Raw genomic sequence first — 26,396 nt, forward strand, 5'->3', positions numbered from 1 at the left:
TGGGTAGCCCAAAATTATAACCAGTTTTTAAACATTATTCTTCGCTTGTATTTTCTTCTGAAACATCTAAATACATATCAACGTATTTTCTGGCATTTTCAGGTAATGAATTATAATATGTTATTGAATTCTTTATAGCTGTTGCAACATAATTTATTGTTCTTCCAACTACATCAATCTCATTTCCATTCTTATCAGTTGTAGTTGAATATACTGTTATGCTACTGTTACCATTATCTGAATTATAATAAGTATAATTTATAGTAGCATAAGCTTTTGCAATAAATTCTCTCTTATAATTTGATTTAGCAATCTTTATAATTGAACCACAGTAATTTCCGACATCATCAGTATAATCCTTATTCTTATTAGCATCATACCAGCCTGTATTTACAATGTTAATCTTAGTATATTTACTATCTAGTTCAATTTTCTCACCGTTATCATTATACAAGTCTCTTGTACTTATAAGAGTTCCTGTTGTAACAAGTTTTCCTATACCATCTGCGTTCTGTTCAAGAAGTCCATCATTATCTGTTGTAACTTTTGCCTGGAATCTTAAACCTGACGGTTCCGAAAATCTCATGCTTGCTCCATTTAACAAATTAACTGTCATATTAATTGTTTCAAATTTAGCATCTTTTGTTACAAGATATGTAGCTCCGGGTGCTGCTGTCTCATCATTTTCAACATCATAATATCCAAGTTTATTTGTACCCTCAGAATTTACACCAGGTAAGGTAATTGTTTCTCCATTCTTTACTTTTTTAACATTTCCATCAATTGTTACTTTGTAGAATCCTTTATCAAATACAGCTACTTCAGATATCTGATATCCCCAACCTGTAGCTCCTTCAAGTAAATTAAATCTAACATATCTTACCTTACTATGACTATATAATGACATATCCAACTTATTTTCAAAATAATTTTTAAATTCACTATTTTCAATAGTTGCCACCTGTTCAAAGTTTTTGCCATCTTCTGAAAATTCTACAGTGTATTTTTTACCATAAGTATCTCCATTTTTGAATGCTAAAAGTACTCCGTCTATCTGGTCTTTTTTGTAATCTTTTCCTAAATCAAGATTTATAACAGCTGTTTTTTCGCCCCATACCGATTCAACTACCTTATCCAATGCCTGTGATATTTCTCCATCTGTTAAGACACTTGTATCCTGACTTCCCTCTCCTGAATAAACTGAATCTAATGAAATACTACAACCTTTTGCAATATTTCTTTTTGTATTTAAACGTTTATACAAAGTTCCATCATCAATTGATATTGTTCTTGAAATTCCTTCTTTTGAAGCAATGTAGTCATTATCCTTAAATTTACAATATGAGTGCACTTCAACTACATGTTCTCCATCTGTTATTCCATCTAATGTATACGTTCCTGCTTTTACAGGTTCTCCCATACGTACTCCATCAATCCAAATTGCGTATGTGTAATCTTCCTGTCCTTCTGCCGGTGTAATAGTATATGTAATCTGAGAAAAATCTTGTGTTGTTACTGCGAAATCTGTCGGAGGAGTACATGTACCAAATTCAACTTCTTTAGCATTCTGTTCTGTACTAAAGACCGCAACTTCTTTCATCTGGAATCCCCAGTCTTTATGTCCCTTCATATAGAACTTAACATATCTTACACTAGACATTTCACTTGTATTTACATTTGTGTCAAATGTAAATAATCCTTCTTTTGAATCACTATACTTAAGCGCAGTATTTTCATATGCTGTTACATAATCAACGCCATTATTTGAGAACTGAACTGACATATTCTCAGCTGCAGTATTTTCAGCACTAAATTTAATTGCGACCTTATTTAATGCTTCTATTGTATAATTCTTTCCTAAATCAACAAGAACATATTCATATGTTCTTGTTTTATCCCAGTCTGTTTCATATGATATATTATCTGTAAGGACTCCATTTGTAAGGATATCTGTTGTCTGACTTCCCTCTTTAGTATATAGAGAAGATACTTCAACATTCTTATGTAAAGCGAGGTTAAAGTTTTCATCTACAAGCATTTCTTCTGTTGTAACATCTCTTACAGTTATTGTACATTCTGCAAATACTTTTCCTGCTTTGGCTGTTATTTTTGTAGTTCCTACTGCATTTGCAGTTACTTTTCCTTTATCATCTACAGAAGCAATGTTATCATTCTCTGAAGTCCATGTAAGAGCTTTACTATCAGTAGTATTTTCAGGCTCTATCTCTGCTTCTAATGAAACCTGCTCTTTTTTCTTAAGTGTTACTTCTGTTTCAGATAAAGTTATCTTTGTAATTGGAATTGGTTCAACTACAGTAACCTTACATGTTTTTGTTTTACCATTTTCAATTGATGCAATTATTTCTACATCACCTACAGAAACACCTTTTACAAGTCCATCTTTATCTACAGTTGCAATTTTACTATCAGATGATTCCCATGTTATCTTTTCATCGCTTAATCCATTCAACTGTAATTGTCCATCTCTTGGAATTGACGCTTCTTTCTTATTAATTCCTAAAGTTCCCTTTATAATTACTTCTGCTTCTGCTGCATCAGATAAAGTCATTCCTTTTCTGTAAGTTACAGCTTTAATGTAAGAAGATTCACTTATTGTAATAGGTTCAATGTATGTCTGTGAATCTTCCGTAGGTTCGCTTCCATCTAATGTATATTTGATTTCTGCACCCTTTACATCTGTTTCCATAGTAACCTGCTGTGCATCATCATATGTTCCACTCTCAATTGATAATGTAGGTTTATTAGTCTGACGTGCACCATAAACTTCAAATTCGAAAATAGAACATCCATAATCTGTTGCTCTTGACGTTGTCTGTATTTTTACATATCTGGCATTTGTTGCTGCAAATGTAGTTGTTATATAACCTGTTCCACCATTTTCAGTAGCGACTATGTTCCATGTTTTTCCATCAACTGATGTCTGAACCTCATATGTTGCTGCATAAGCTGCTTCCCATTTTGCCTTTACAGTGTTAACTACTCTGACTCTGCCTAAATCAACCTGAATCCATTCATTTGAATCATCTGCTTTTGCCTGCCATCTTGTATCTTCTTTACCATCAACTGAATTTACCGCTTTATTACCACCATCTTCTGTACTTGCAGTAACAGTTTTGTTCAATGCAACATTTGTATCATCCTGAATTGTTTCTCCTTTGATTTTAAATGTTGCTGTCGAATATGATGAATCAATGCAGCCATCCTTTACTGCAACAGCCTTAAGAGTTGTATCACTTGATACAAGTATTTTATCACCTTTTGTATACTTAGTAGATTCATTACTTGGTGCTTTACCATCTGTTGTATAGTAAATAGTTGCTCCTTCATCTGCACACTCTAACTCTACTAACTGTGTATCATCAAATTCTTTTGTTCCTGAAATATTTTCAGTAACATTCTTAGATGCTAATGATGTAGCTTTAATAGTAGGTGCTGACATCTGCTTATAGCTAAATCCTTTACCTTTAATTTCAAAACTTATAAGTGAATTAGCTCCCACTTCAACAGTTCCTACTTCTTTTCCTTTATTATCCCTTACAGATGCTGTTTTTCTTTCTCCTGTAGGATTATAAACTTCAGCAGTGTATTTCTTTTCACTGTCTTTATAATATACTGTTCCGGCTATTCCTATTCCTGTAATCTTGTAATCTGAACTTCTTACACCTATTTCCTTAAGCGCATTAATATACCAATATGTTAATGCAGTATCTGTTTTCTGTACTTTAGTATCATTCTTTAAGAATTTATCAATTGCTAAAGTTGGATTTGTAAGAGCCAGATATGGCCATGTAATATGCTGCCAACCTGTATCAGCTCTTGTATAATCATTTTTAATTTTTTCAATTTCTTCTTCAGATTTACCTTCTGCTTTAGCATCTATTACTGCATATTCAATTGCCTTATCAGTGTCATCTAACAATCCCTGATATATTTGTGCACATCTTGTATGGTTTGTTCCATAGTATGTTAAATATTCAGAAATTGGTAACCAATGAATACCATAACAATACAATGGTTGTCCACCAAAGAACGTTCCATAAAAATTAATTGCACCATAAACCTGAGCAACTACCTGATACGGATAATCCGAAACCCAGTTACTATTTATAACATTTCCATTATTATCTGTTGTTCTGTCATAATCAAACCAGTATTGCTTTACTGTTTCCATTTCATTTGTAAATCCAAATATACCTGCATCTCTGTAAGAATTCTGTTCTGTAAGAACTCCCCATAGATACATTCCAATCCAGCTGAATAATGATTCTGATGCTGACTCCTGATTATTACCTGAATCATTATCTGCATATCCACCTGCCCATGAATGTCCTTCATACAAATCGTAATCTCTGAATCTGCAATATTCACTGTCTGCTGTAGGATTTGCATAATCTCTTATAAGAATCTCAATCATATCCTTATAATCATTGTAGAATTCTTTATCGTATGTAGCCAATACCGTTGCGCTAAATACAAAATATCCATATGTGAAATGATGGTCACAGATAGCTGCATTAGCACCAAATTCACTTTCTTTATAATAAATAGTTCCCCATGCTTCATTATAGACAAAATAACTTATGTCATTTTTTCCATCGTATGTAAACCAGTCTACTAATCTTGCTTTCAGTCTTTGTAAGAAAACTTCTTTTAATTCAATATTTCCAATCTGGTCTGCCATTATTACACCCATTGCAAGAGGATGTAAATTCTTACCTTCCCAATAAGCATCTGCAGCAGGTGTAATATTCTTTGTTGAATTTTCCAAATCCTTAAGATATCTCGCTACCGCGTCTGTATCAAATGTAGCTGTTCCATCTGCATCTTTTTCTCCATTTGGCTTAGCAAATATAGCTATCAAGCCTGAGAAATCAGATACTGTAGTAAATTCATTACTCTGAATGGCTTTCATATCTCCTCTTACTGATGGATATATTGCAAATTCACTTCCGTTCTTTGATGAATATTTCCACTGATGTGGCATCATACACATAAATGTTGTATCATCAAATCCTTCTCTTTTTACGGTTGTTGAAACCTTATAAACTGATGTCATTTTTGCCAAATCATCATCATAGTTATATGTTACAGAAGTTTTATCAACAAATGCATAACCATGCTTGTAGAATTTTTCGATCTGATTCTTTGATGTCATTGTTCCAATTGACATGTATCCATTTTTACCTGTAAATTCTACCTTAATATTATTTCCAACTTTTTTGAATACTGTTCCTTCAGGAACTGATAAACAATAATAACTCTTTGATGTATTTGTTTTAGCCTTGTTATCATTATCTGTTATTTCCAGTCCGATATGGTCTGTAGTAACTGAACCTTTATCAAGTATTTCTTCACCATTTCCATTAAATATAGATGTTATAGAAGACGATGTAATTGTAAATGCTAAAGTATCACCAAATTCATTATATATATAAGGCGAACCTTTTACAAATGTACTTGTCATTGCTACATGATCATCATCAGCTAACTGTGCCGTAACTGAAAAATCACTATAACCGGCTACTTTATCACAAGCTGTATCTGTGTCTAAATTTTCCGGCAAAATATAAAAGTCAGGTGTTGTTTCTGAAATAACAGATAAATTTACAGCTGTAGCTGCATGATCCTGAAGCCATCCGTCTGTAGCTGTAAGAACACTTAATCCTTTTGTTGAAAATCTAACTTTAAAAGGCATTGTACAAATTGTATTGCCAAACTTCTTTATAAGCATTGACTGCCACCAGTCATTACTTTCTATAGGTGCCTTTACATTATCTGTCTTATAATACGGAACTTTTGCCTGTTCCAAATACATATCATTAGAAATATACGTTGCTTTACCTGCTGTCTTTGTCTTTGTCTTTGGTAATTCAGGTAAATTAATTGCAGGTTTTTCATCACCTTCTTTATATTTATATACTTCTAATTCTGAAATCCCTATTCCACTTCCCTTTTCAACTTTACTATACGCTAAGACACGAACATATCTTACATTCTGTGCATATACCTGTCTATTATCCGTAGAATTAGGTGTTCCTTTAACATTTCTATATATGCTTGTCCAATTTTTATCGTCATTTGATACCTGATAATCATATACTTTTCCTGCATCACCCGTCCATGTAACAGATATACGACCTATATCATAACTGTCACCTAAATCTACACTCAACCACTGATTAATATCATTTTTAGATGAGAATGATGTATTCATATCACCATCTACTGCATTCTTTCCAACTACTTTATCAAGTTCCTTTTGTAATAAATTTCCTTCTTTATCATACATCCACCATTCATCTTTTAGGCCTGATGTTTTTGTTTCTTTATTAAGTGCGATGTTTTCTCCGTAATTTACTGGTCTTTTTACAACACCATCTGTTCCATATACCTGAAATTCAAACATTGAAACTCCATAGTTAGTTGCTCTCTCTGTACAAAGCATCTTTACATATCTTGCAGATGTTGCACTCATATCTTCTTTATTAATAGTCTGTTTAAGATTTGCTGAAGAATCAACCTCTACTCCATTGTTTCCTTTATTTCCAATAGACACATCAATTTCGCATGTTCCTGATCCAAGTTCTTTTCCATCATCTTTAGATAATGCCGTAACCTTTATTGTATGCTTTCCCTCATCAAGTTTTATTTGTCCTCCTGCAACTCCATGTCCTGTGAATTTGTAATTATCAGGAGCTGAGGCAATTTCATCATTCTCTGTTACTCTGTATACTGCATTATCCACACTAGTCCAATTAGTTGCTGCATAAAAGCACTTATTATTATCATCATACTTAATTTCATATGACACTGCCATATTTACAAATGCACCCGGCTTAGTACCTTTTTCATATACAGTTGTCCAGTTTTCTTCATCATCTGATAACTGTATTTCATACCTTTTAGCATACGCAGCTTCCCACTGAATATAAATATGGTCAATATCCGTTTTCTTTCCTAAATCAACATAAAACCATTCATCTTTATCACTCTGTGCTGCCTGCCATCTTGTAGTTATGTCATCATCAACTGCTTTTTCAGGTCCACTTCCATCACCATTCTGTGAGCTTGCATAAACTGGTCTCCCCTTTGAAATTACATAAGGAGTATCATCGCTTTCTGCAGCTTTAATACTAAATAGTTGTGTCTGTGGACACAATGTAAAAACCATTGCTGCTGAAAGTATTAATGATACTCCCCTCTTAAGTAACCTATTCATCATTTCCCTTACCTCTTCCTAATTTTATTAATTTCCTTCTAATTAATATTATAATTCATATTTAAAATCAAAAAAACTAAAAAAACTTTTTTATATTTTTTTTGTCATTATTGTATGTTTTATACTATATTTTTTCTTGTTTTCATTAACATTTCATATTGTTTTTATACATTTTTAATAAAACCCCATTATTACTTTTGAAACATTTCAATAGCAATAATGGGGTTTTATCTGATATATATATTATTTTTTTAGTTCTATAAGTTTTATGTAACTTCTGACACAAATACTTAACTATCATAAGCCTAATTGGTCAAAATTTTTTTCTTTTCTTTAAGAAATTCATCACTAAATTTCTGTTCTACTAAACAATAACAGTCAATAACATTTTAACAATAAACGCTACAATCCATGCAACTACACACTGTAACACCACTATCATTGCTGCCCAGTTTCCACCTAATTCTCTTTTTACAGATGCAATTGCAGCTACGCAAGGTGTATATAATAATGTAAATACAAGAAAAACTATAGCGGTAGTTGTATCAAATGCTGTATAAAGTGCTATATTTGTTCCACCGAAAAGAACTGTCAATGTACTTACAACGCTTTCTTTTGCTGTAAATCCTGTAATAAGTGCTGTTGATATTTTCCAATTTCCAAAACCTAATGGTTTAAATATCGGAGAAATAATACTTCCAACTAAAGCCAAAATGCTGTCTTTAGAATCCTCAACAACATTTAATTTCAAATCAAAAGTCTGAAGGAACCATATTATAATAGAAGCTAAGAATATAATTGTAAATGCTCTTGTAATAAAGTCTTTTGCCTTATCCCATATCAATCTTCCTACATTTTTTATTCCCGGAAGTCTGTAATTTGGAAGTTCCATAACAAAAGGAACAGGCTCTCCCTTAAATTTCGTATGATTTAATATTAGCGCGTAAATTATTGCAACTATAATTCCCGTAAAATATAAAGCAGTCATAACCAATGCTCCATATCTAGGGAAAAATGCTGCGGTAAACATTGCATAAATAGGCAATTTTGCCGAGCAACTCATAAAAGGAGTAAGCATTATTGTCATTTTTCTGTCTCTTTCAGATGGCAATGTTCTTGTAGCCATTATAGCTGGAACTGAACACCCAAAACCGATTATCATTGGAACAAAGCTTCTCCCTGACAGACCTATTTTTCTTAATAATTTGTCCATTACAAATGCTACTCTTGCCATATATCCACTATCTTCAAGCAATGATAGAAAGAAGAATAAAATAACTATAATTGGTAAGAAATTCAATACACTTCCAACACCTGTCAATATTCCATCAACCACAAGCGATCTCAGCACTTCATTAACCTGTATGCTAATAAGTGCTTTATCACAAGCATTTGTAACAAAATCAATAGCTATTTCCATAAGATTAGAAAGCCATGCTCCTACCACTCCAAAAGTCATCCAAAATATAAATGCCATTATAGCAACAAACGAAGGTATCGCTGTGTATTTTCCTGTAAGCACTTTATCTATTTTCTGACTTCGTATATGTTCAACGCTTTGCTTTGGTTCAACAACTGTAGCCTTGCAAATTTTGTCAATAAATGTAAATCTCATTTTTGCAAGAGCAGCCACTCTGTCTAATCCGCTTTCATTTTCCATCTGCAAAATGATGTGTTCAAGCGTTTCTTTTTCATTTTGATCAAGTTCAAGTTTTTTAAGCACTTCGTCATCGCCCTCTACTAATTTACTTGCTGCAAATCTTGTAGGAATCTCTTTTTTATGTGCATGATCCTCAATCAAATGCATTATAGAATGAAGACACCTGTGCATTGCTCCGCCATCTTCACCATTCGCATCACAAAAATCCATTCTTCCCGGACGTTCTCTATACTTTGCAACGTGTATCGCATGGTCGATAAGTTCATCTATACCTTCATTTTTAGCGGCAGATATAGGAACTACCGGTATTCCCAATGCTTCTTCTAATTCATTTATCTTAATAGTTCCGCCGTTTTTATGAACCTCATCCATCATATTTAACGCCAATACCATCGGAATATTAAGTTCAATTAACTGCATTGTCAAATACATATTTCGTTCAAAATTCGTTGCATCTACAATATTGATAATTCCTCTTGGTCTGTCATTTAAGAAAAAGTCTCTTGTTACAATCTCCTCACTTGTATAAGGCGACATTGAGTATATTCCAGGTAAATCAGTAACCAAAGTATTCTCATGTTTTCTAATCTGTCCATCTTTTCTATCGACTGTAACTCCTGGGAAATTACCAACATGCTGATTTGAGCCTGTCAGCTGATTAAATAATGTTGTCTTTCCACAGTTCTGATTACCCGCAAGACCAAATGTTATTAATTCATCATCTTTTAATTCTTCGCCACGTTGCTTAACATGGTATATTCCCATTTCTCCAAGGCCCGGATGATGTGATAATTTTTCTTTCCCTGATTCAGTGTAATTTTTATGTAGATTTTCCTCTTTGTCATCCAAAAACCTGTTATCATTTTCATTGCACATATTTATTTCTATTTTTTGTGCATCCTCTAATCTAAGAGTCAATTCATATCCCCAGATACGGTACTCAATGGGATCTCCCATTGGAGCAGCTTTAACATAAGTGATTTTTGTTCCCGGAATTATTCCCATATCCAGAAAATGACCTCTTAAATTTCCTTCTCCACCGACCACAGAAATAATTCCCGATTGGCTTTGCTTTAATTCTGAAAGTTTCATATGTACCTCTCTTTTGCAATTAAGGATACTTTAACTATATACTCTAATAATTAATTCATATTGATATATTACTTATCCCAAATTGCATTTGCCATTATGTATTATCCTGTACATTATAGCATCGTTTTTTACTATGTACTATATTTTTTAATTTTAACTCTGCTTTAAATCATATCAATTTTAAATTGTTAGTAATTAGTATGTGCATTAATTAGTGTTATCACTAATATTGGGATTTTAGTTGTCAACTTTTTTGCGATATAGGTTGACAATTCATCTTTTACCATTTATATTGTCATATGTATGATAAAAATTGATTCAATACAACAATTGAAATCAACAATAAATACATATTCGGATATCTGTCAAATTTCAGAATATCTATACGTGATTATTTTTATGAAAAAAGGAGAAAACAATGTCAACAACAGAAAATTTAACAGCAACAAAATCATCAGGCAAAGCAATCGATATCACTTTAATCGCTTTATTTGCAGCATTAATGGCAATTTGTTCTTGGATTTCCATTCCATTGACAGTTCCATTTACACTTCAAACATTTGCTGTATTTGTAACTTTAGAAATTATAGGCGGAAAACGTGGAACACTTTCAATTTTAGTTTTCCTATTATTAGGAGCTATCGGAGTTCCTGTATTTGCAGGATTTAAAAGTGGTGTTGCCGTACTTTTAGGAACAACAGGCGGATACCTTATAGGCTTCTTATGTACAGCTTTAATTTATTGGTTATTCACATCTTTATTAGGAAATAAATTCATTGTTAGACTTATAGCTCTTTTATTAGGACTTGTTGTATGCTATGCATTTGGTACAGCATGGTACATGGTTGTATACATGAAATCAACAGGTACAATTGGTCTTGCAACTGTTCTTGGATGGTGCGTAACACCTTTCGTTATTCCTGATTTAGTTAAACTCGCAGTTGCATTCATTATATCTGACCGTGTAAAAAAAGTAATTAAGTTATAATTCGTATATCAGTCCATAAACAGACAAGCTTTATGTTTGTCACAAAAAATACGGCTTACTCATTTTTATGTTTAAGCCGTATTTTTTATATTATTTATTTTCAAATTATCCTAGTGCCACATCTAATATCATCATTATCATAAATCCTAATGCAAATCCAATTGTTGTAATATTAGAATGTTCACCTTCCACGGATTCAGGCAATAATTCTTCTACAACAACATATATCATAGCCCCTGCCGCAAATGACAATAAATATGGAAGCAACGGTAAAATTATTCCTGTAAGCATTATTGTTATTGCTGCCGCAATCGGTTCAACTATTCCTGATAACATACCGTAAACAAAGGATTTCTTTTTTGTATTTCCTGCTGACACTAACGGCAAGGAGATTATTGCTCCTTCAGGGAAATTTTGAATTGCTATTCCAATTGAAAGCGCCATGGCTCCAGCTAATGTTATCCCCGTGTTATTTGCCATCATTCCGGCAAACACAACTCCTACTGCCATTCCTTCTGGTATATTATGAATTGTCACTGCCAAAATTAACATCGTTGTTTTCTTTAATGATTTCTTTGGTCCTTCGGGTTTATCACTTCCGGCATGCAAATGAGGAACTAGCATATCCATTCCAAGTAAAAATAGGATTCCAAGCATAAATCCTACACACGCCGGTATAAATGATAACTTTCCCATTTCTGATGACATTTCAAGTGACGGAATTAATAATGACCACACAGAAGCTGCCACCATAACTCCTGATGCAAAGCCTAATAAACTTTTTTGCACTTTGTCATTTAATTTGTTTTTAACTAAAAACACGCACATTGCTCCTAATGTTGTTCCTATAAATGGTATGATTAAACCTATAAATACGTTCATATTATTTCCTTTCTCATATTAATATATTGCATTAAATAATAACTGTTAATATTAATTTTATGTTATGCACAATTATACTTTGTAATCTATTAAGTATTCTATCATAAAAATGAGACTGTATCACTTAGTTAGTGTTACAGTCTCATTTTTAACTAACTTATATTTATTTATTTTTTCTAATAATAACCTTACGCTTAGACCATTTACAATATACAGTTGTACCTTTATATATGCTATATGCTCTTGCTCTTACGTAATACTTTTTATTAGGTTTTAAGCCTTTAACCTTAAAGTTTGTTTTATCCGAAGAATAACTATTTGTCTTTTTTGATGTAAATTTCTTATTTAATTTTTACCCGTTCAATTTTACTATTTAAGAGTATATTAAATTCTTTATAAAATTAAAACGTTTTTTAGATGTTTTGTACAAAGTTTACTGTTTTCATGTAATCATTTTGTTACATGAAAACAATTATTTAATTTCTGTAACTTTATACTCAAGTTTTTCAACTGTTTCCTTTAAAACATTGTTATCCACATGCTTAGTTAATTTAACAACAGCTTCATTTTTTTCATGATCTGCAACAGCACTTTCTACTCCATCTATTGCTTCTAAGGCTGTTTTAACTGCCTTTTCACAATGTCCACACATCATTCCCTCAATTGTCATTATTTTTTCCATTTTACTTGTCTCCTTTACATTTGAATTTATATTATTATCTTTAATATTACAACCTGACTGACATTTTTTATTTGAATTTATCATTACATTATTATCACTTATTTTTTCAAAACTATCTTTATTCTTTACGTTCATTTCATCTTTTTTATGAACTTTAAATAAATTCAATCGTAATGCATTTGTAACTACGCACGCACTTGAAAGGCTCATTGCCGCTGCGCCAAACATTGGATTTAATTTTAATCCAAATAATGGGAACCATACGCCTGCCGCAAGAGGTATTCCTATTACATTATAGAAAAATGCCCAGAATAGATTTTCGTGAATATTTCTCAATACACCTTTACTTAATCTTATTGCTCCCGGTACATCTCTTAAATCACTTTTCATTAAGACAACACTTGCCGCATCAATTGCAACGTCTGTTCCTGCTCCGATTGCTATACCAATATCTGCTCTTGTTAATGCCGGTGCATCATTTATACCATCACCAACCATAGCCGTCTTTCCACTTTCTGAAAGTTTGCGGATTATTTCTTCTTTTCCCTGTGGTAAAACTCCTGCATAGATTTCATCCACTCCTGCTTTCTTTCCTATTGCCTGTGCTGTCTGCTCATTATCACCTGTAATCATGACAACCTTAATTCCCATATTCTTAAGATTCTTAACGGCTACAATACTTTCTTCTTTTATAACATCCGCTACTGCAATAATGCCAAGCACATCTTTGGCTTTGCAAAAATACAATGGCGTTTTTCCTTCTTTTGCTAATTCTTCTGCATTCTTTATTAATTCATCACTTACATTTGCAAATTTGCTTATATATGCTAAATTACCACCTGCTACAGCATTTCCTTCAATTTTACCTTTGAGACCGTATCCCGCATCAATTGAGAACTCATTAATATCATGCATTTTAATGTTGTTCGCTTTTCCATATTCAACTATCGCCGATGCTAAAGGATGTTCGCTTTTACTTTCTAAAGCATAAGCAATCCTTAAAAGTTCATGCTTATCATTTCCAACAATGTCTGTTACAACCGGTTTTCCACTTGTAATTGTTCCTGTCTTATCCAAAGCAACTATCTGTGTTTTTCCTGTATTTTCAAGTGCAACTGCGTTTTTAAATAAAATATTATTTCTTGCTGCTTTTCCATTACCAACCATAATTGCTACAGGTGTTGCAAGTCCTAACGCGCAAGGACAACTTATTACCAATACTGATATTCCTCTGGCAAGTGCAAAACCTACGTCTTTTCCTGCAATAAGCCATACAACTATGGTTATTAGTGCTATCACAATTACAACCGGAACAAATACTCCGGATACTTTATCTGCCGCTTTTGCTATTGGTGCTTTTGTTGCCGCAGCATCACTTACCATATGAATTATTTGTGATAAAGTAGTATCTTCACCTACTCTTGTTGCCTTACATTTAATGAACCCTGATTTATTAATTGTTGAACCAAATATTTCATCATTTACCGTTACATCTTTTGGAACACTTTCACCTGTAAGCGCTGATTCATCAATTGCACTGCTTCCTTCTATTATGACACCATCTGTTGGAATGCTTTCACCAGGTCTTACAACAAAAATGTCTCCTATGGTCACCTTTGAAATATCCACAACTTTTTCTGTTCCATTTGCATCAATTATAGTAGCTGTTTTTGGAGCAAGCTTCATAAGTCCCTTTAGTGCATCTGTTGTTTTTCCTTTTGAAAATGATTCAAGCATTTTTCCTAATGTAATTAGTGTAAGAATCATTGCAGCTGATTCAAAATAAAATTCATGCATATAATGATGTAAAAGTTCCATATTTCCATCAACTTGTGCAAATGTCATTGCGTACAGCACATACAAACTGTATCCAAATGAAGCTCCCGAACCAAGTGCTACAAGAGTATCCATATTAGGGGCTTTATTTATCAGTCCTTTCAAGCCACTGACAAAAAACTTTTTATTTATAATCATAATTATGATTGTAAACAACATCTCTGTAAGTCCCATGGCAATATGATTCTTTTCAAATGCTTCCGGTGCAGGAAATCCCCACATTGTAACTCCCATTGAAATATACATAAGTGGAACAAGAAAAATAATTGACCAAATAAATCTGTTTCGTATTTTCTTAGTTTCACCTGAATTGTCTAATTCATCTGTCTGCTCTTCTGATTTTGCTTTTTCGCCATTCTGAGGTTTTGCCTTATAACCTGCGTCTTCTACTGCCTTCATTATTATCTCAGGCTCAACCTCTCCCTCAACTATCATTGAATTTGTAAGTAAATTCACCGCTACGGAATTTACTCCCTCTACTTTAGAAACAGCCTTTTCTACTCTGCTACTGCAGGCGGCACAACTCATTCCATATACTGAATATTTTGTCATTGTTTATCACCTCGATTTAGAACTTGTAATTATTAATTAACTGCGACTTAAAAAGCAATATATTCTATTTTTTATAAAATTTATTAAATTACATAGTCACAAGTTAATTTTATTTTTCTACATACTAATATGATTACTTTAATAGTTTTTGTAATGTAGCTACTAATTCATCTACCACTTCATCATTTCCCTGTTTCAAATTATCAACCACACAGGTTTTTATATGATTAGTCAACAACACCTTGCTAAAACTGTTTAATGCTGATCTGATTGCTGATACCTGGACAAGCACATCCGTACAATAAGCATCATTTTCAATCATATTTTTAACTCCTCTAACCTGTCCTTCAATTCGGTTAAGTCTGTTAATTAAATCCTTGTATTCTTTTTCAGTTCTTTCTTTTGTTTTATGACTACAACAATTGTGGTCTTCGACTGTACAACATTTACTGCATTTTCCACTTGCTGTTGCCTGCACTTCTTTTTTATTCTCTTCCAAAGCGACTCCTTTCATACATCTTTAATTATATTAGTCTTTCATTTTTACATTTGCATTTTATACCCCTGTAGGGTATGTGTCAAGTTGTTTTATTTATTTTTATATCAGCAAAAGTTTTTCTCTATTATTTGTCTTTTGATTCGTATTTATTTGCTTTTTAACTTTATTTTTTTAATTTGGTTCTATAAACATAAACTTGTCCTACATAAAAATACTCCCTCTGCCGTTTTATCCGGCAAAGAGAGTATCATTGTTACTAGCATATTTATTATGTCGAAGTTATTTATGCGCAATTATTTGTGCTATAAAAAGATGTTGGAGCAAAAGATCAAAACCTTGATGCCTACGGATTGTTCCGTGCTACGCACTTCCGCAATCCTACCAATCATATAAACATATTACTTAAGAAATCCATTAACAATCTGTTCTTCTGCTTCTTCTTCGCTAAGGCCTAATGTCTGTAACTTGATTAACTGTTCGCCTGCAATTTTACCAATAGCGGCTTCATGAATTAATGATGCATCTAAGTCATTAGCTGTAATTTCAGGTAAAGCTGTAATCTTAGCATTATCCATTATAATAGCGTCACACTCTGAATGTCCTGTGCATTTTGCATTTCCGTTAATTACAGAATAAAATGCCTGTTTTGAATTTCCTTTTGCAACTGAACGTGAAATAACATTTGCACTTGAACCATCTCCATTCATATCTACATTGAAATGAGTTTCTGCAAACTGATTTCCATGCGTCATAATTCTTTCTGTAATAACAATCTTTGCATCTTTGTCTAATTTAGCTTCGGTGATACGGTTTGTTGAATCAATTCCTTTAATCTGAACTGTTTCCATTTCCATATAACCACCTTCTTCAATGTTCACAATTGTAGTAGGATTCATTACATTTTCACCGTTGCCATCACCTTTTCCATAATGTTTTTCAACATATTTTACTCTGGCATTTTTTCCAATATAGAACGTGTGTATTCCATCATGACGTGACTTTTTATCACCGCCATTATGTATTCCACATCCTGCAACGATAAGCACATCTGCTCCTTCGCCAATATGGAAGTCATTGTATACACATTCTTCTAATCCTGTCTTACTAATAACAACCGGAATATGAACGCTTTCATTTTTTGTTCCCGGTTTAACATAAATGTCAATGCCGTCTTTATCTTCTTTTGTTACAATATCAATATTTGCAGTTGTATTTCTGCTGTCTTTTTTACTGTTCGCCCTTATGTTGTATGCGCCTGCCGGAATTTCATGTAATCCAGTAAGCTGTTCAAATAATTCCATCTGAATTTTGTCCATGATTTTCCTCCTTATGACTGTAATTTGGCACATGGGCCATTATTTTCTGCTCCAAGAACCATCGGAAGAATTTCTTCTTTACTTCCGTGTGCCTTGATAACTCCGTCTGCTAACAAAACAATTTCATCTGCAATATCAAGAATTCTTTCCTGATGAGAAATAATTAAAATTGAGTTTTTATTATTTTTCTGCATTTTTTCAAATACTTTAATAAGGCTGTTAAAACTCCACAAATCAATTCCTGCCTCTGGTTCATCAAATACTGAAAGTTCTGTTCCTCTTGCAATAATTGTCGCTATTTCTATTCTCTTTAACTCACCACCTGAAAGACTTGCATCCACTTCACGGTTAATATAGTCTCTTGCGCAAAGTCCTACTTCTGAAAGATATTCGCAGGCTTCACTAATTGTAAGCTGCTTTCCTGCCGCTATTCTAAGTAAGTCAATAACTGTGATTCCTTTAAATCTTACAGGTTGCTGGAACGCAAAACTAATTCCCAATTTTGCCCTTTCCGTAATAGACATATTTGTAATATCTGTGCCATTATATAAAATCCTTCCTTCTGTTGGCTGATTAATTCCTACGATTAATTTTGCCAAAGTAGACTTTCCACTTCCATTTGGTCCTGTAATGGCTACAAATTTGCTTTCATCAATATTCATACTGATGCCGTTTATTATATTTTTCACACTGCCATTTTCATCATTTACGCTAAACTTAACGTCTCTTAACTCAAGCATATTGTATAACTCCTTTTCCATTGGCACTGCTGACTTTCGCAATTGCCCCGTTTATCATTGAGAACTGAGGTCCTTTGTGTCCGATATCTGCATCAAAAATAATCGGAACATCTAAATCACCTAATATAGACATAACTGCCTCGTTATATGGCTGTTCTATCCACGTATTATACATCAATGGTCTTCCAAATACAAATCCATTTACATGTTTGAAATATCCCATCTGCTTCATTTGCCATAAATGTGTTATTAACGTAGTATCACTAAAATCAAAGCTTTCTAAGAACCATATAATACCATCATCTTTATATTTATGAATAAATTCTTCTGTTCCGTCATACTTTGTTCCGATTAAAAAGCAGATAACATCAAGGCATCCACCTATTAATCTTCCTGACATTTCAATCTTCTCTTCACCACGTCCGTTTATCCAGCATACTTCTTTATCTTTATAGTATCCCTCAAAACCTGTTTGATATTCATGGCGGTCGGATTCATAATAGTCAAATGATTTCTGAATTCTTACATTTCCCTCTAACACACCTAATGCATTGCTTACAGCCGTTTGCCATGGGTTCATGCCAAAATCTCCAAAATTACATCCATAAACAGATGCCACATCACATTTTGTCATAATGGGAAATACTAATCCTGTATTATCTGAATATCCCTGAACCCATTTTGGATTTGCCTTAATTTTTTCAAAATCCACATATTCAAGCATCTCCATTAAATAATCCCCACCTGCGGCACAAAATATTCCTGAGACTTCATTTTTATCAAATAATCTGTTAAATTCTTCTGCTCTAATTTTTGCAGTATTGCTTACGCCTCTTTTATCAGCCTTAAAAACACTGTCAGTAAATTCAACATTATATCCTCTGTTTTTAAGTTGCTCTACCCCTTTGTTAAATCTTTTTATTTTAATTTCATCTGTTATTCCATTTGACGGGGCCGTAACAGCTATAATGTCATTTTTCTTTATATACTTTGGAAAAATCATTATTGTCTCCTTTGTCTATGCTCAGTAAAACTTATTTCATCGCCAAGCGTTACAGAGTATATTATTTCATCTTCAACTTTTTTACCTGTAATCTGCTCAATTGCTTCTTTATAGTAATCTAACTGAACACTGTATTTATCATACAATTGTTCCATTTTTCTTACTTTGTCAGTTTTATAGTCTACTACATAATACCTTCCATTTTCAATAAAACATACGTCAATAATTCCCTGAATTACAACAAGTTCCTCTGAATCGGTATTTGGATTCACTTCACAAGCCTTCTTTCCAAGAAGAAATTTCTGTTCTCTAAACAGCTCTCCTCTCGACTGTGCCTGTCGCATTCTTTCAAATAAGTCCGTTTTACTAAAAGCAATCACATCATTTGCGTTTACACAATCTGCTCCTGCCTTATCTATCAGACCATTTTCTACATAACCATCAATCATTTCATTAACAGACTCTTCAGTATATTCCGACAAATTTAAATCCATAAGTTCAAATATTCTATGATATGCAGTTCCTCTGTTCGCACCTGTCAACTTTTCATGAAGTTGTTCATCTGTTTTTGCAAAATCAGGAATTATATCAGTCAATTCTTCTTTAAATATTTCCGTACCATCCTGCTGCTCATCATATTCATGTAATACCTGTCTCTTGATTTCAGTAACACTTGCCTTTGCACTTATATTTACATCCTCATAATACGGATACTCCCAATTTAAGTTTTTATTAAGAATCTCCTCTGTTATCTTATCATATGTTTTTTTACCATCAATTTGAAGCAATTCCTGTTTCTTAGTATTATCATCATTTAACTCAATATACTCTTTTAGTTTATCATCTTCTGTTTCACCACAAATTGCTGTTATGTTTACACTTGCATCAATATTGTACAATTCTTCATTTTGTGCCTCTGTAAAACTATCATTGTGCTTCAATAATTCATCTGCGCCTTTATTTCTTGACGTAGCAAGCAAAATCCAGTCCATAAAATTGTTAATGTCTGTTATTTCACTTCCTGTTGCCTGTAAATATGGATTTCTCCTGTATCCGTTAATTTTTTCAACTTCTTTTTCAATTTCTTTTACTGAACCGGTTATAATAAGTTTTTCCTGTGCTCTAGTCATTGCAACATATAAAAGTCGAAGTAATTCAGCTTTATTTTCTTTTGTGATTGCGTTTCTTATAACAGTTTTTACAAGTGAACTATCTTTTATTTTCAACTCATGATTAACATAATCCATTCCGATTCCATACTCTTCATGGATTGCAATTGCATCTTTTTCAGGTCTGAATTTTGATGTAGCATTTGCTAAAAATACTATAGGAAACTGTAATCCTTTGCTTTTATGAATTGACATTATTCTTACAATATTATCACTTTCATCTACTGACAAAGCTTCTCCTTCTTCTCTTACAACCTTAACTTTCTCAATGTATCTGATAAAATTAAAAAGTCCTGTATAACTGGAATTTTCATAAGCAACTGCCTTTTCTTTCAATTGCTCAATATTTTTTATTCTTCTTAATCCTGAAGGAAGTGCCATAATATAATTATCATATCCGTTTATTTTAAGTACTTTATCAATAAGATCATATACTGTTATATACGGAATTTCTTTTCTCAAGTTATTAATAATATTCATAAAATTTGTAATCTTATCAACAAGTTTCTCGTCATCTCCATCATATAAGTATGACTTTAATTCATCATATAAACCGCTTTCTTCATCATTAATGCGGATTTGTGCCAATTCACTTTCAGAAAAATTAAACATTTGTGATAGCATTATGCCTGCAAGTGGAATATCCTGTCTTGGATTATCTAAGACATTTAAGAAATTTAGTACTGTTAATACTTCTTTTGCATCATAAAATCCCGTTTTTGTTTCAGTGTATGCCGGTATTCCATATTTTTCTAAAACATCAACATACTGACTTGAAATTCCTTTTATACCTCTTAAAAGAATAACTATATCACTATACTTTGCATTTCTTAAATTTCCATCTTTATCCTGAACCTTCATTCCAAAATCAGGGTCTACAATCTTTTTAATCTTCTTTGCGATTTGTTCTATTTCATATTCTTTGTCCCCTTCGATTAAAACAATATCTGTTGCATTATCCTGTATATCAGGCAGTTCTTTAAAAGATGCACCGCATACTAATCTGTTGTTGTCTATATATTCAATTCCACCTGTATGTCTGCACATGATTGTATCAAATATATAGTTTACACTATCAATGACCTCTTTTCGGCTTCTAAAGTTTTTATCAAGAATTATTTTACGCTTTGATACATCCGTTTCTTCACTGTAAGTATCATATTTTTCTAAAAATAAATTTGGATTAGCCAGTCTGAATCTGTAAATACTCTGCTTAACATCTCCTACCATAAAAACATTATTTATTCCAAATCCATTTGAAATGCTTGTAAGTATTGCTTCCTGAACTGTATTACTATCCTGATATTCATCAATCATTATTTCTTTATATTGTTTTGACATGCTTATAGCCACATCTGACGGAATGATTTCTCCATTTTCATTTTCACATGTTAAAATATTTAATGCATAATGTTCTAAATCTGAAAAATCCATTATGGAATTTTCTTGCTTTACCTCTTTTAGCCTATTCATAAATTCTAACGTAAGATCAATTATAACCCGGACCTGATCCTTCATTACATTTATTTCTTCTAAAATTTCATCAATATCGTATGACAAATAATCATCGACTATGTTTTTTATTTTATTTCCTACTTCGTTTTTTATTGCCTTAACTCTTTCAGCCTTTTCAGAATTTTCACCACCTGATTTATTTGGAAGTCTAGGTATCTTATACTCTCCTAATGAATTTTTTAACGCTCTATAAGATTGCTTATCCATTGCAAGCTGACACGTTCCATACATATCAGTTAGAACTTTTGTATAATTTTCAGGGCCGCCCGGTTGTTCGCATATATTTATGGCATTTTCAAGTTTTTTACATATGTCAGGCATAATATTTTTAATGTCATTAATATTTTTTACCATCCACGACTTGCTATTTAAATCTTCTTCATCTGAAACAATATAATTATCAATACATGACTTAACCCATTTTTCAGGATTTACATGACTTTCAGATGCAGTGTAAAGTTCCATTATCAGGTTTGTAACACTGTCATCTGCCTTAGACGCTTTATACTGCTCGATAAATTTCATAAATTCAGGTTCAGCCTCTTCATATCTGTTTGTAATGATTTCATCTAAAACATCTGCTTTTAAAAGTTCAATTTCACCTTCATCTCCGATTTTATAATCAGGATCTAAATCTATTTTTTCAAAATTTTCTCTCACAACAAACGAGCAAAAACTATCAATCGTTGTAATCTGTGCCGTATTTATCAAATTAATCTGTTTTTGTATGTGTTCATTTTCAGGATGATTAGTAATAATATCATCCAATGCATTTCTTACTCTTTCCTTCATCTCAGAAGCTGCTGCCTTTGTAAATGTAACGACTAAAAGATTATCGATATCTACCGGATTATTTTCATCTGTCAATAAATTTATAATTCGCTCTACCAAAACTGCGGTTTTTCCCGAACCGGCTGCCGCAGATACTAATATGTTTTGGTCTCTTGCATCTATTACTTCTTTTTGTTTTGGAGTCCAATTTGGCATATTTATTTTTCTCCTTCCGAATCTTCATACATCTCATCTAACTTAGAAATTACTTCAGGCAATTTATATCCGGGAACCTCCGTATACTTATCTCCTGCATTTACATCAAAACTACACATACCTGCATATGGGCAATATGTACATGCCTTTTCTATAGGATTAACATCAATATTTCCCTCGCAAATTTCTTCTTTAAACTTATCTGCCATATCTGAAACATAATTAATAAGTTCACCAAAATGCTTATTATCAATCGCCATTACATCTGCGTAATAACTTTCATCTCTTTTAATTCTCACAGGAATAATATCCGAAGATTTTTCCATATTTTCATCTATATTTTTTAACACGTTGATATCGTCTGTAAAAATACCTGACATCTTATACTCTTTAAATCTTTTCTTATTGATTTCACAGGCAAGTCTTTCTTTTAGTTCTTCCTTTGTCAATGAACCATCGTTCATAATTTTATTTTTTTCTGTTTTTGTCAGTCCATTAGTATAAGGGTCTTTAATTTCATAATAAAATGCTCCTGCCGGCAAAACCTGTTTGTCCTTATATTTTTCCTGTTCTCTTTTTATTACATCTCCTAAATAAATAAGAAGCTGCATCTGTGTGCCGAAAAATGTAGAACTGATTTCAAATTTCTTTGACCCTGATTTATAATCAATAATTTTCACATACACTTTCCCATCGTCAGGATCCTCGTATAAGTCCACTCTGTCTACTTTTCCATGTTCAACTACTGACTCATAATAAACCGGTTCAAACTTTCCTGCATTGATATGACTTTTTAATATTTCTGTAGTATTTATAGTTGTTTTTAAAATTTTATTTGCAATATATTTATTTCTTGCATCACTTGAAATAGCATTATTTTCGTATTCCTCAAATACGATATTTACGCATTCTTCAACTAATTTTTGTATATCTTCGTCTGTTAAATTTCTCCAATTCAAATTTTTATTTCTTAATTTTCTGCAAAACAACTCTAATGAATAATGATATAAATTACCAATATCATATGCAGCTATTTCAAATTTTCGTCTTTCTGAAAGTTTAAGACCATTAGCCAAAAACTGTGAATATGCACATGCAGCATATCTTTCAAGTCTTGTAATACCAATGTTGTGTCTGTTGCCATACAGTCCTCTTGCAATTTCCGGCAGTAATTTTGGATGTCTTGATGTATAATATATTCCTTCTATTATCATCTTTACAGCATTTTCTACTTCCCTGTTCTTAACAAGATTTGCAATCATCTGCTTTGTCTCATTATCTCCATCAAGGCTCTTATTTTCCTGCATTCTGTTTGTTATAAATTCTAATGCCTCTGTTATATTTGTAATATCACCCGGAACATTTTCCTTACTACTTTCCTTTATTTCTTTTATTGATGGAAACATTCTTTTTATTAGAGACAGAATATATGATTTTCTTAAAACTTCACCATCCGTGCCTGATGTGCTATATGAAAAGTAGATTTTACCTGTAGGCTTTGCAAATAATGCATACAAATAAAGTCTTTCAATATATATATTTTCTTTAGCTGTTGGCGCTAATACATAATTAGCTGAGCGCAAAAATTCTCTTTCCATATCCGTAATTATTCCGCTACCACTATTTGCAGAAGGCACAAGTCCATCATTTACTCCTGCAAAAAAGATAATTTTCTTAATATCTTTTAATCTTGTTCTTTCCAAATCACCAACCATTACCGTATCAAGACCGGGAGGAATTATTCCAACTTTCTGACTTGCAAATCCGGATTCAACAATCTGTCTGAACTCTTTTACCGACACAATTTCATCACCTAAAAATTCCACAAGCTTATTAAGCATTTTTATAATGGTTTCATAAATCTGTTCGTATTCTTTTGCTTCATCCAGTCTGCCTGCTTCATCACATTCCACTTTATGTTTTTGTATCTTAAGCTGCCAGTCATTATCTAAAATAAATTTGTAAATGCACTTTGTAAAATCAGTTATATCTACGTTTTTTAGCTTTAAGCCGTTTCTCAAATCAGAAAACATTTCTATGATTTTTTCTCTTATCAAATTAATATTTTCAAATTCTTCTTCGCTGATATTTTTATACTGCTTTTCCCATTTTCTGTTGTAACTGTTAAATCCTCTTCTTCCTGACTGAATTACATAATTTTCAATTATATCAATATCTTCTCTGTCAATATCCGTAATTCCTAATTTTAAAAACCTAAATAAACTTTCATATGAAAAATCTTTCTCAACCACTTCAATTGCAGCTACTATACCGTCAATAAAAGGATTTTTAGATATATCTCTCTTATAATCTATAAAATTCGGAATGCCTGATTTTCTAAATTCATCCTGAATAAATCTATAATATCCTTCCATATCAGAAACTACTACAGCGATATCTTTATATTTATAATTTCCTGTAATCATCAACTTAGAAATTTCATTTGCAATCCATCTTGCCTCTTCTTTTGGATTAGATGTTACATGCATTTCTAAATTTTTGCATTCTTTATCATAAGGTTTTAAAACTCTATTTCTAAATATATTTTCTTCTAAATAACAAAGTTCATCATTATCAGCAATTCGTATCGGTCTTTTTCCTTTATTTACAATAACCGTATTTTCGATTTCGACACTATTTCTTATTGCCAATTCTCTTAACTTTACAATTGTTTCTTTGCTGAGTGCAAATAATTCTCTGTCATTATATCCGTTAAAATCAGCTTCATTTTCAGGAAGAGTTATTGCGACAGTAACTTCTCTTGCATATTTTATTAATTTTTCTAAAACCATATACTGAATAGGTGTAAACCCTGTAAAACCGTCAATATAAATATGTGTTTTTCTTATTTTTTCTGACTTTTCCATTACATTACAAAAAATGCTCAACACTTCTTCCATCGTAATCATTTTTTCATTTATGTAATTGTCAAATTCTTCCGCAATCGTTTTAGTATCAATTAATTTATTTCTTAAAATGTTATGACCTTTTACATCATCAATCATCTTTTCCAAATCTTGTGTTCTATAATTATATTGCTTTAATTCGGTTATTAAAGTTTTTGCTCTATCCACAAATCCCGGCATATTTGCTTTGTTATGATAATACTTAAGGTCTTTTTTGCAATTTTCTAATACTTTACGGACAACGAGAGTTTTTCCCAAATCGTCCATAACCTTAATATCTGTCATTCCAAGTTCTTCAAATATACCAACTGCAAGTCTCTGAAAACTTACTACCTCAGTGTTAAAACTTCCGTGTCTATCTGAAGCAAGCAAAATTTCTCTCTGTGCTTCCATTGAATACTGTTCAGGAACCAAAGCTATATAATCTTCATTTCTATTTTCATATTTTGAAGCGTTATTTGTAAGTCTTTCATATAATAAATGTGACTTACCTGAACCTGCACTTCCTACAATAAATGTTAATGACATATCCGTCTCCATTCTTTATATTTCCTTAAATGATGCCTGGGCAAAAGTTCCCACCTTTTGACCCTGGCATTCTTAAATTATTATATATAATTTTTGCTGTTTTTTCATCATACTTTTATGTTTTTGCTCATAGATTTAATTATAAAAACCTATACAGTTTTCGGAGGTCACACATCATGAGTAAAAGTCCTAAATTTATGGTTTTTCATCTTAAAGAACTTATATATACATTTATATTAATTGTCCTTGGAATAGCCTTAATAATAACCTTAGTTTTAATGTTTAGAAAAGACACCACTACTTCGGCTCCTGCAAGTGATTGCACTTATAAGGCCGGTGTTTATTCCTCTTATATCACGTTAAACGGAAATCCTATGGAAATTCAGGTAGTTTTAGATGATAACCACATAAATTCCATTACAATTGAAAATATTGACGATTCCGTAGCTACAATGTATCCTTTAGTGAAACCTGCTTTTGAGGATATTGCTAACCAGATTGTATCAACTCAGTCATTAGAAAACGTATCTTACAATCCCGAAAGCCAATATACATATTCTGTATTATATAATGCAATATGCGATACAATTAATTCGGCCAAATAATTTCAATAAAATATTTTTGTGTCAGGTTTTAATTTGCAAATCTTTAAAGTTAATTTGCAACAACACTTTTGCAAAGCTGATATCACTCTTATTTATAAAAATATCAGCATAATAAATTATAAAAAATAGGATGAGACAATTATGTTCCATCCTATTTCTATTATTAATATACAAAATTTTATTTTATGGAAATTAT

At 32.2% G+C, this 26,396-nt stretch carries 12 protein-coding genes; 2 read left to right on the forward strand and 10 right to left on the reverse strand.

Going from position 1 to position 26,396, the window contains the following annotated elements:
- Positions 1 to 34 precede the first annotated feature (34 nt).
- Together DWX29_RS07305 and feoB are read right to left on the reverse strand one after the other, a co-directional pair.
- Positions 35 to 7,243 carry a discoidin domain-containing protein gene (locus DWX29_RS07305; RefSeq protein ID WP_118565514.1) on the reverse strand — a complete coding sequence of 2,403 codons (7,209 nt, stop codon included), beginning with the start codon at positions 7,241 to 7,243 and terminating at the stop codon, positions 35 to 37.
- Between the two features lie 361 nt (positions 7,244 to 7,604).
- Positions 7,605 to 9,992: a ferrous iron transport protein B gene (gene feoB / locus DWX29_RS07310; protein ID WP_118565515.1), complete on the reverse strand. Its 2,388-nt coding sequence runs from the start codon at positions 9,990 to 9,992 to the stop codon at positions 7,605 to 7,607.
- A gap of 418 nt (positions 9,993 to 10,410) precedes the next feature.
- Here feoB and DWX29_RS07315 point away from each other — a divergent pair, with 418 nt between their 5' ends.
- On the forward strand, positions 10,411 to 10,980 hold the full coding sequence (locus DWX29_RS07315; RefSeq protein ID WP_117910676.1) for a biotin transporter BioY: 570 nt from the start codon (positions 10,411 to 10,413) through the stop codon (positions 10,978 to 10,980).
- Between the two features lie 105 nt (positions 10,981 to 11,085).
- On the opposite strand, the gene DWX29_RS07320 is transcribed toward DWX29_RS07315, so the two are convergent.
- From DWX29_RS07320 to DWX29_RS07355, 8 genes are all read right to left on the reverse strand, one after another.
- Complete coding sequence (locus DWX29_RS07320; RefSeq protein ID WP_117910675.1) at positions 11,086 to 11,862, reverse strand: ZIP family metal transporter; 777 nt, start codon at positions 11,860 to 11,862, stop codon at positions 11,086 to 11,088.
- Between the two features lie 472 nt (positions 11,863 to 12,334).
- Positions 12,335 to 14,932: a heavy metal translocating P-type ATPase gene (locus DWX29_RS07325; RefSeq protein ID WP_118565516.1), complete on the reverse strand. Its 2,598-nt coding sequence runs from the start codon at positions 14,930 to 14,932 to the stop codon at positions 12,335 to 12,337.
- Positions 14,933 to 15,065: 133 nt separating this feature from the next.
- Positions 15,066 to 15,410 (reverse strand): metal-sensing transcriptional repressor, encoded by a 345-nt coding sequence (locus DWX29_RS07330; RefSeq protein ID WP_243003081.1) that lies wholly within the window; start codon positions 15,408 to 15,410, stop codon positions 15,066 to 15,068.
- A 419-nt stretch (positions 15,411 to 15,829) separates the two neighbouring features.
- On the reverse strand, positions 15,830 to 16,747 hold the full coding sequence (locus DWX29_RS07335; RefSeq protein WP_117910672.1) for a SufD family Fe-S cluster assembly protein: 918 nt from the start codon (positions 16,745 to 16,747) through the stop codon (positions 15,830 to 15,832).
- 11 nt (positions 16,748 to 16,758) lie between these two features.
- On the reverse strand, positions 16,759 to 17,487 hold the full coding sequence (locus DWX29_RS07340) for an ATP-binding cassette domain-containing protein (RefSeq protein ID WP_022088174.1): 729 nt from the start codon (positions 17,485 to 17,487) through the stop codon (positions 16,759 to 16,761).
- Positions 17,480 to 18,490, reverse strand: a complete 1,011-nt coding sequence (locus DWX29_RS07345) for a S66 peptidase family protein (protein ID WP_118565517.1) — start codon at positions 18,488 to 18,490, stop codon at positions 17,480 to 17,482. Before DWX29_RS07345 ends, DWX29_RS07340 begins: the two co-directional genes overlap by 8 nt.
- A complete protein-coding gene (addA, locus tag DWX29_RS07350) occupies positions 18,490 to 22,161 on the reverse strand; it encodes a helicase-exonuclease AddAB subunit AddA (RefSeq protein ID WP_118565518.1) in 3,672 nt (1,223 codons plus the stop codon). Before addA ends, DWX29_RS07345 begins: the two co-directional genes overlap by 1 nt.
- Before the next feature lie 2 nt (positions 22,162 to 22,163).
- A complete protein-coding gene (locus tag DWX29_RS07355; protein WP_158574517.1) occupies positions 22,164 to 25,595 on the reverse strand; it encodes a PD-(D/E)XK nuclease family protein in 3,432 nt (1,143 codons plus the stop codon).
- Positions 25,596 to 25,771: 176 nt separating this feature from the next.
- On the opposite strand from DWX29_RS07355, the gene DWX29_RS07360 reads away from it, so the two are divergent.
- Positions 25,772 to 26,200 (forward strand): hypothetical protein, encoded by a 429-nt coding sequence (locus tag DWX29_RS07360; RefSeq protein WP_022088178.1) that lies wholly within the window; start codon positions 25,772 to 25,774, stop codon positions 26,198 to 26,200.
- Positions 26,201 to 26,396 lie beyond the last annotated feature (196 nt).

The sequence above is a fragment of the Eubacterium sp. AF19-12LB genome (assembly GCF_003479125.1).
GTDB lineage: Bacteria > Bacillota > Clostridia > Lachnospirales > Lachnospiraceae > Eubacterium_U > Eubacterium_U album.

Excerpts from the sequence above, each read along its gene's own strand:
- DWX29_RS07340 (WP_022088174.1), bottom strand. The coding sequence starts at position 17,487 with ATGCTTGAGTTAAGAGACGTTAAGTTTAGCGTAAATGATGAAAATGGC.
- DWX29_RS07345 (WP_118565517.1), bottom strand. The coding sequence starts at position 18,490 with ATGATTTTTCCAAAGTATATAAAGAAAAATGACATTATAGCTGTTACG.
- DWX29_RS07305 (WP_118565514.1), bottom strand. The coding sequence starts at position 7,243 with ATGATGAATAGGTTACTTAAGAGGGGAGTATCATTAATACTTTCAGCA.
- DWX29_RS07335 (WP_117910672.1), bottom strand. The coding sequence starts at position 16,747 with ATGGACAAAATTCAGATGGAATTATTTGAACAGCTTACTGGATTACAT.
- DWX29_RS07355 (WP_158574517.1), bottom strand. The coding sequence starts at position 25,595 with ATGTCATTAACATTTATTGTAGGAAGTGCAGGTTCAGGTAAGTCACAT.
- feoB (WP_118565515.1), bottom strand. The coding sequence starts at position 9,992 with ATGAAACTTTCAGAATTAAAGCAAAGCCAATCGGGAATTATTTCTGTG.
- DWX29_RS07320 (WP_117910675.1), bottom strand. The coding sequence starts at position 11,862 with ATGAACGTATTTATAGGTTTAATCATACCATTTATAGGAACAACATTA.
- DWX29_RS07325 (WP_118565516.1), bottom strand. The coding sequence starts at position 14,932 with ATGACAAAATATTCAGTATATGGAATGAGTTGTGCCGCCTGCAGTAGC.
- DWX29_RS07360 (WP_022088178.1), top strand. The coding sequence starts at position 25,772 with ATGAGTAAAAGTCCTAAATTTATGGTTTTTCATCTTAAAGAACTTATA.
- DWX29_RS07315 (WP_117910676.1), top strand. The coding sequence starts at position 10,411 with ATGTCAACAACAGAAAATTTAACAGCAACAAAATCATCAGGCAAAGCA.
- addA (WP_118565518.1), bottom strand. The coding sequence starts at position 22,161 with ATGCCAAATTGGACTCCAAAACAAAAAGAAGTAATAGATGCAAGAGAC.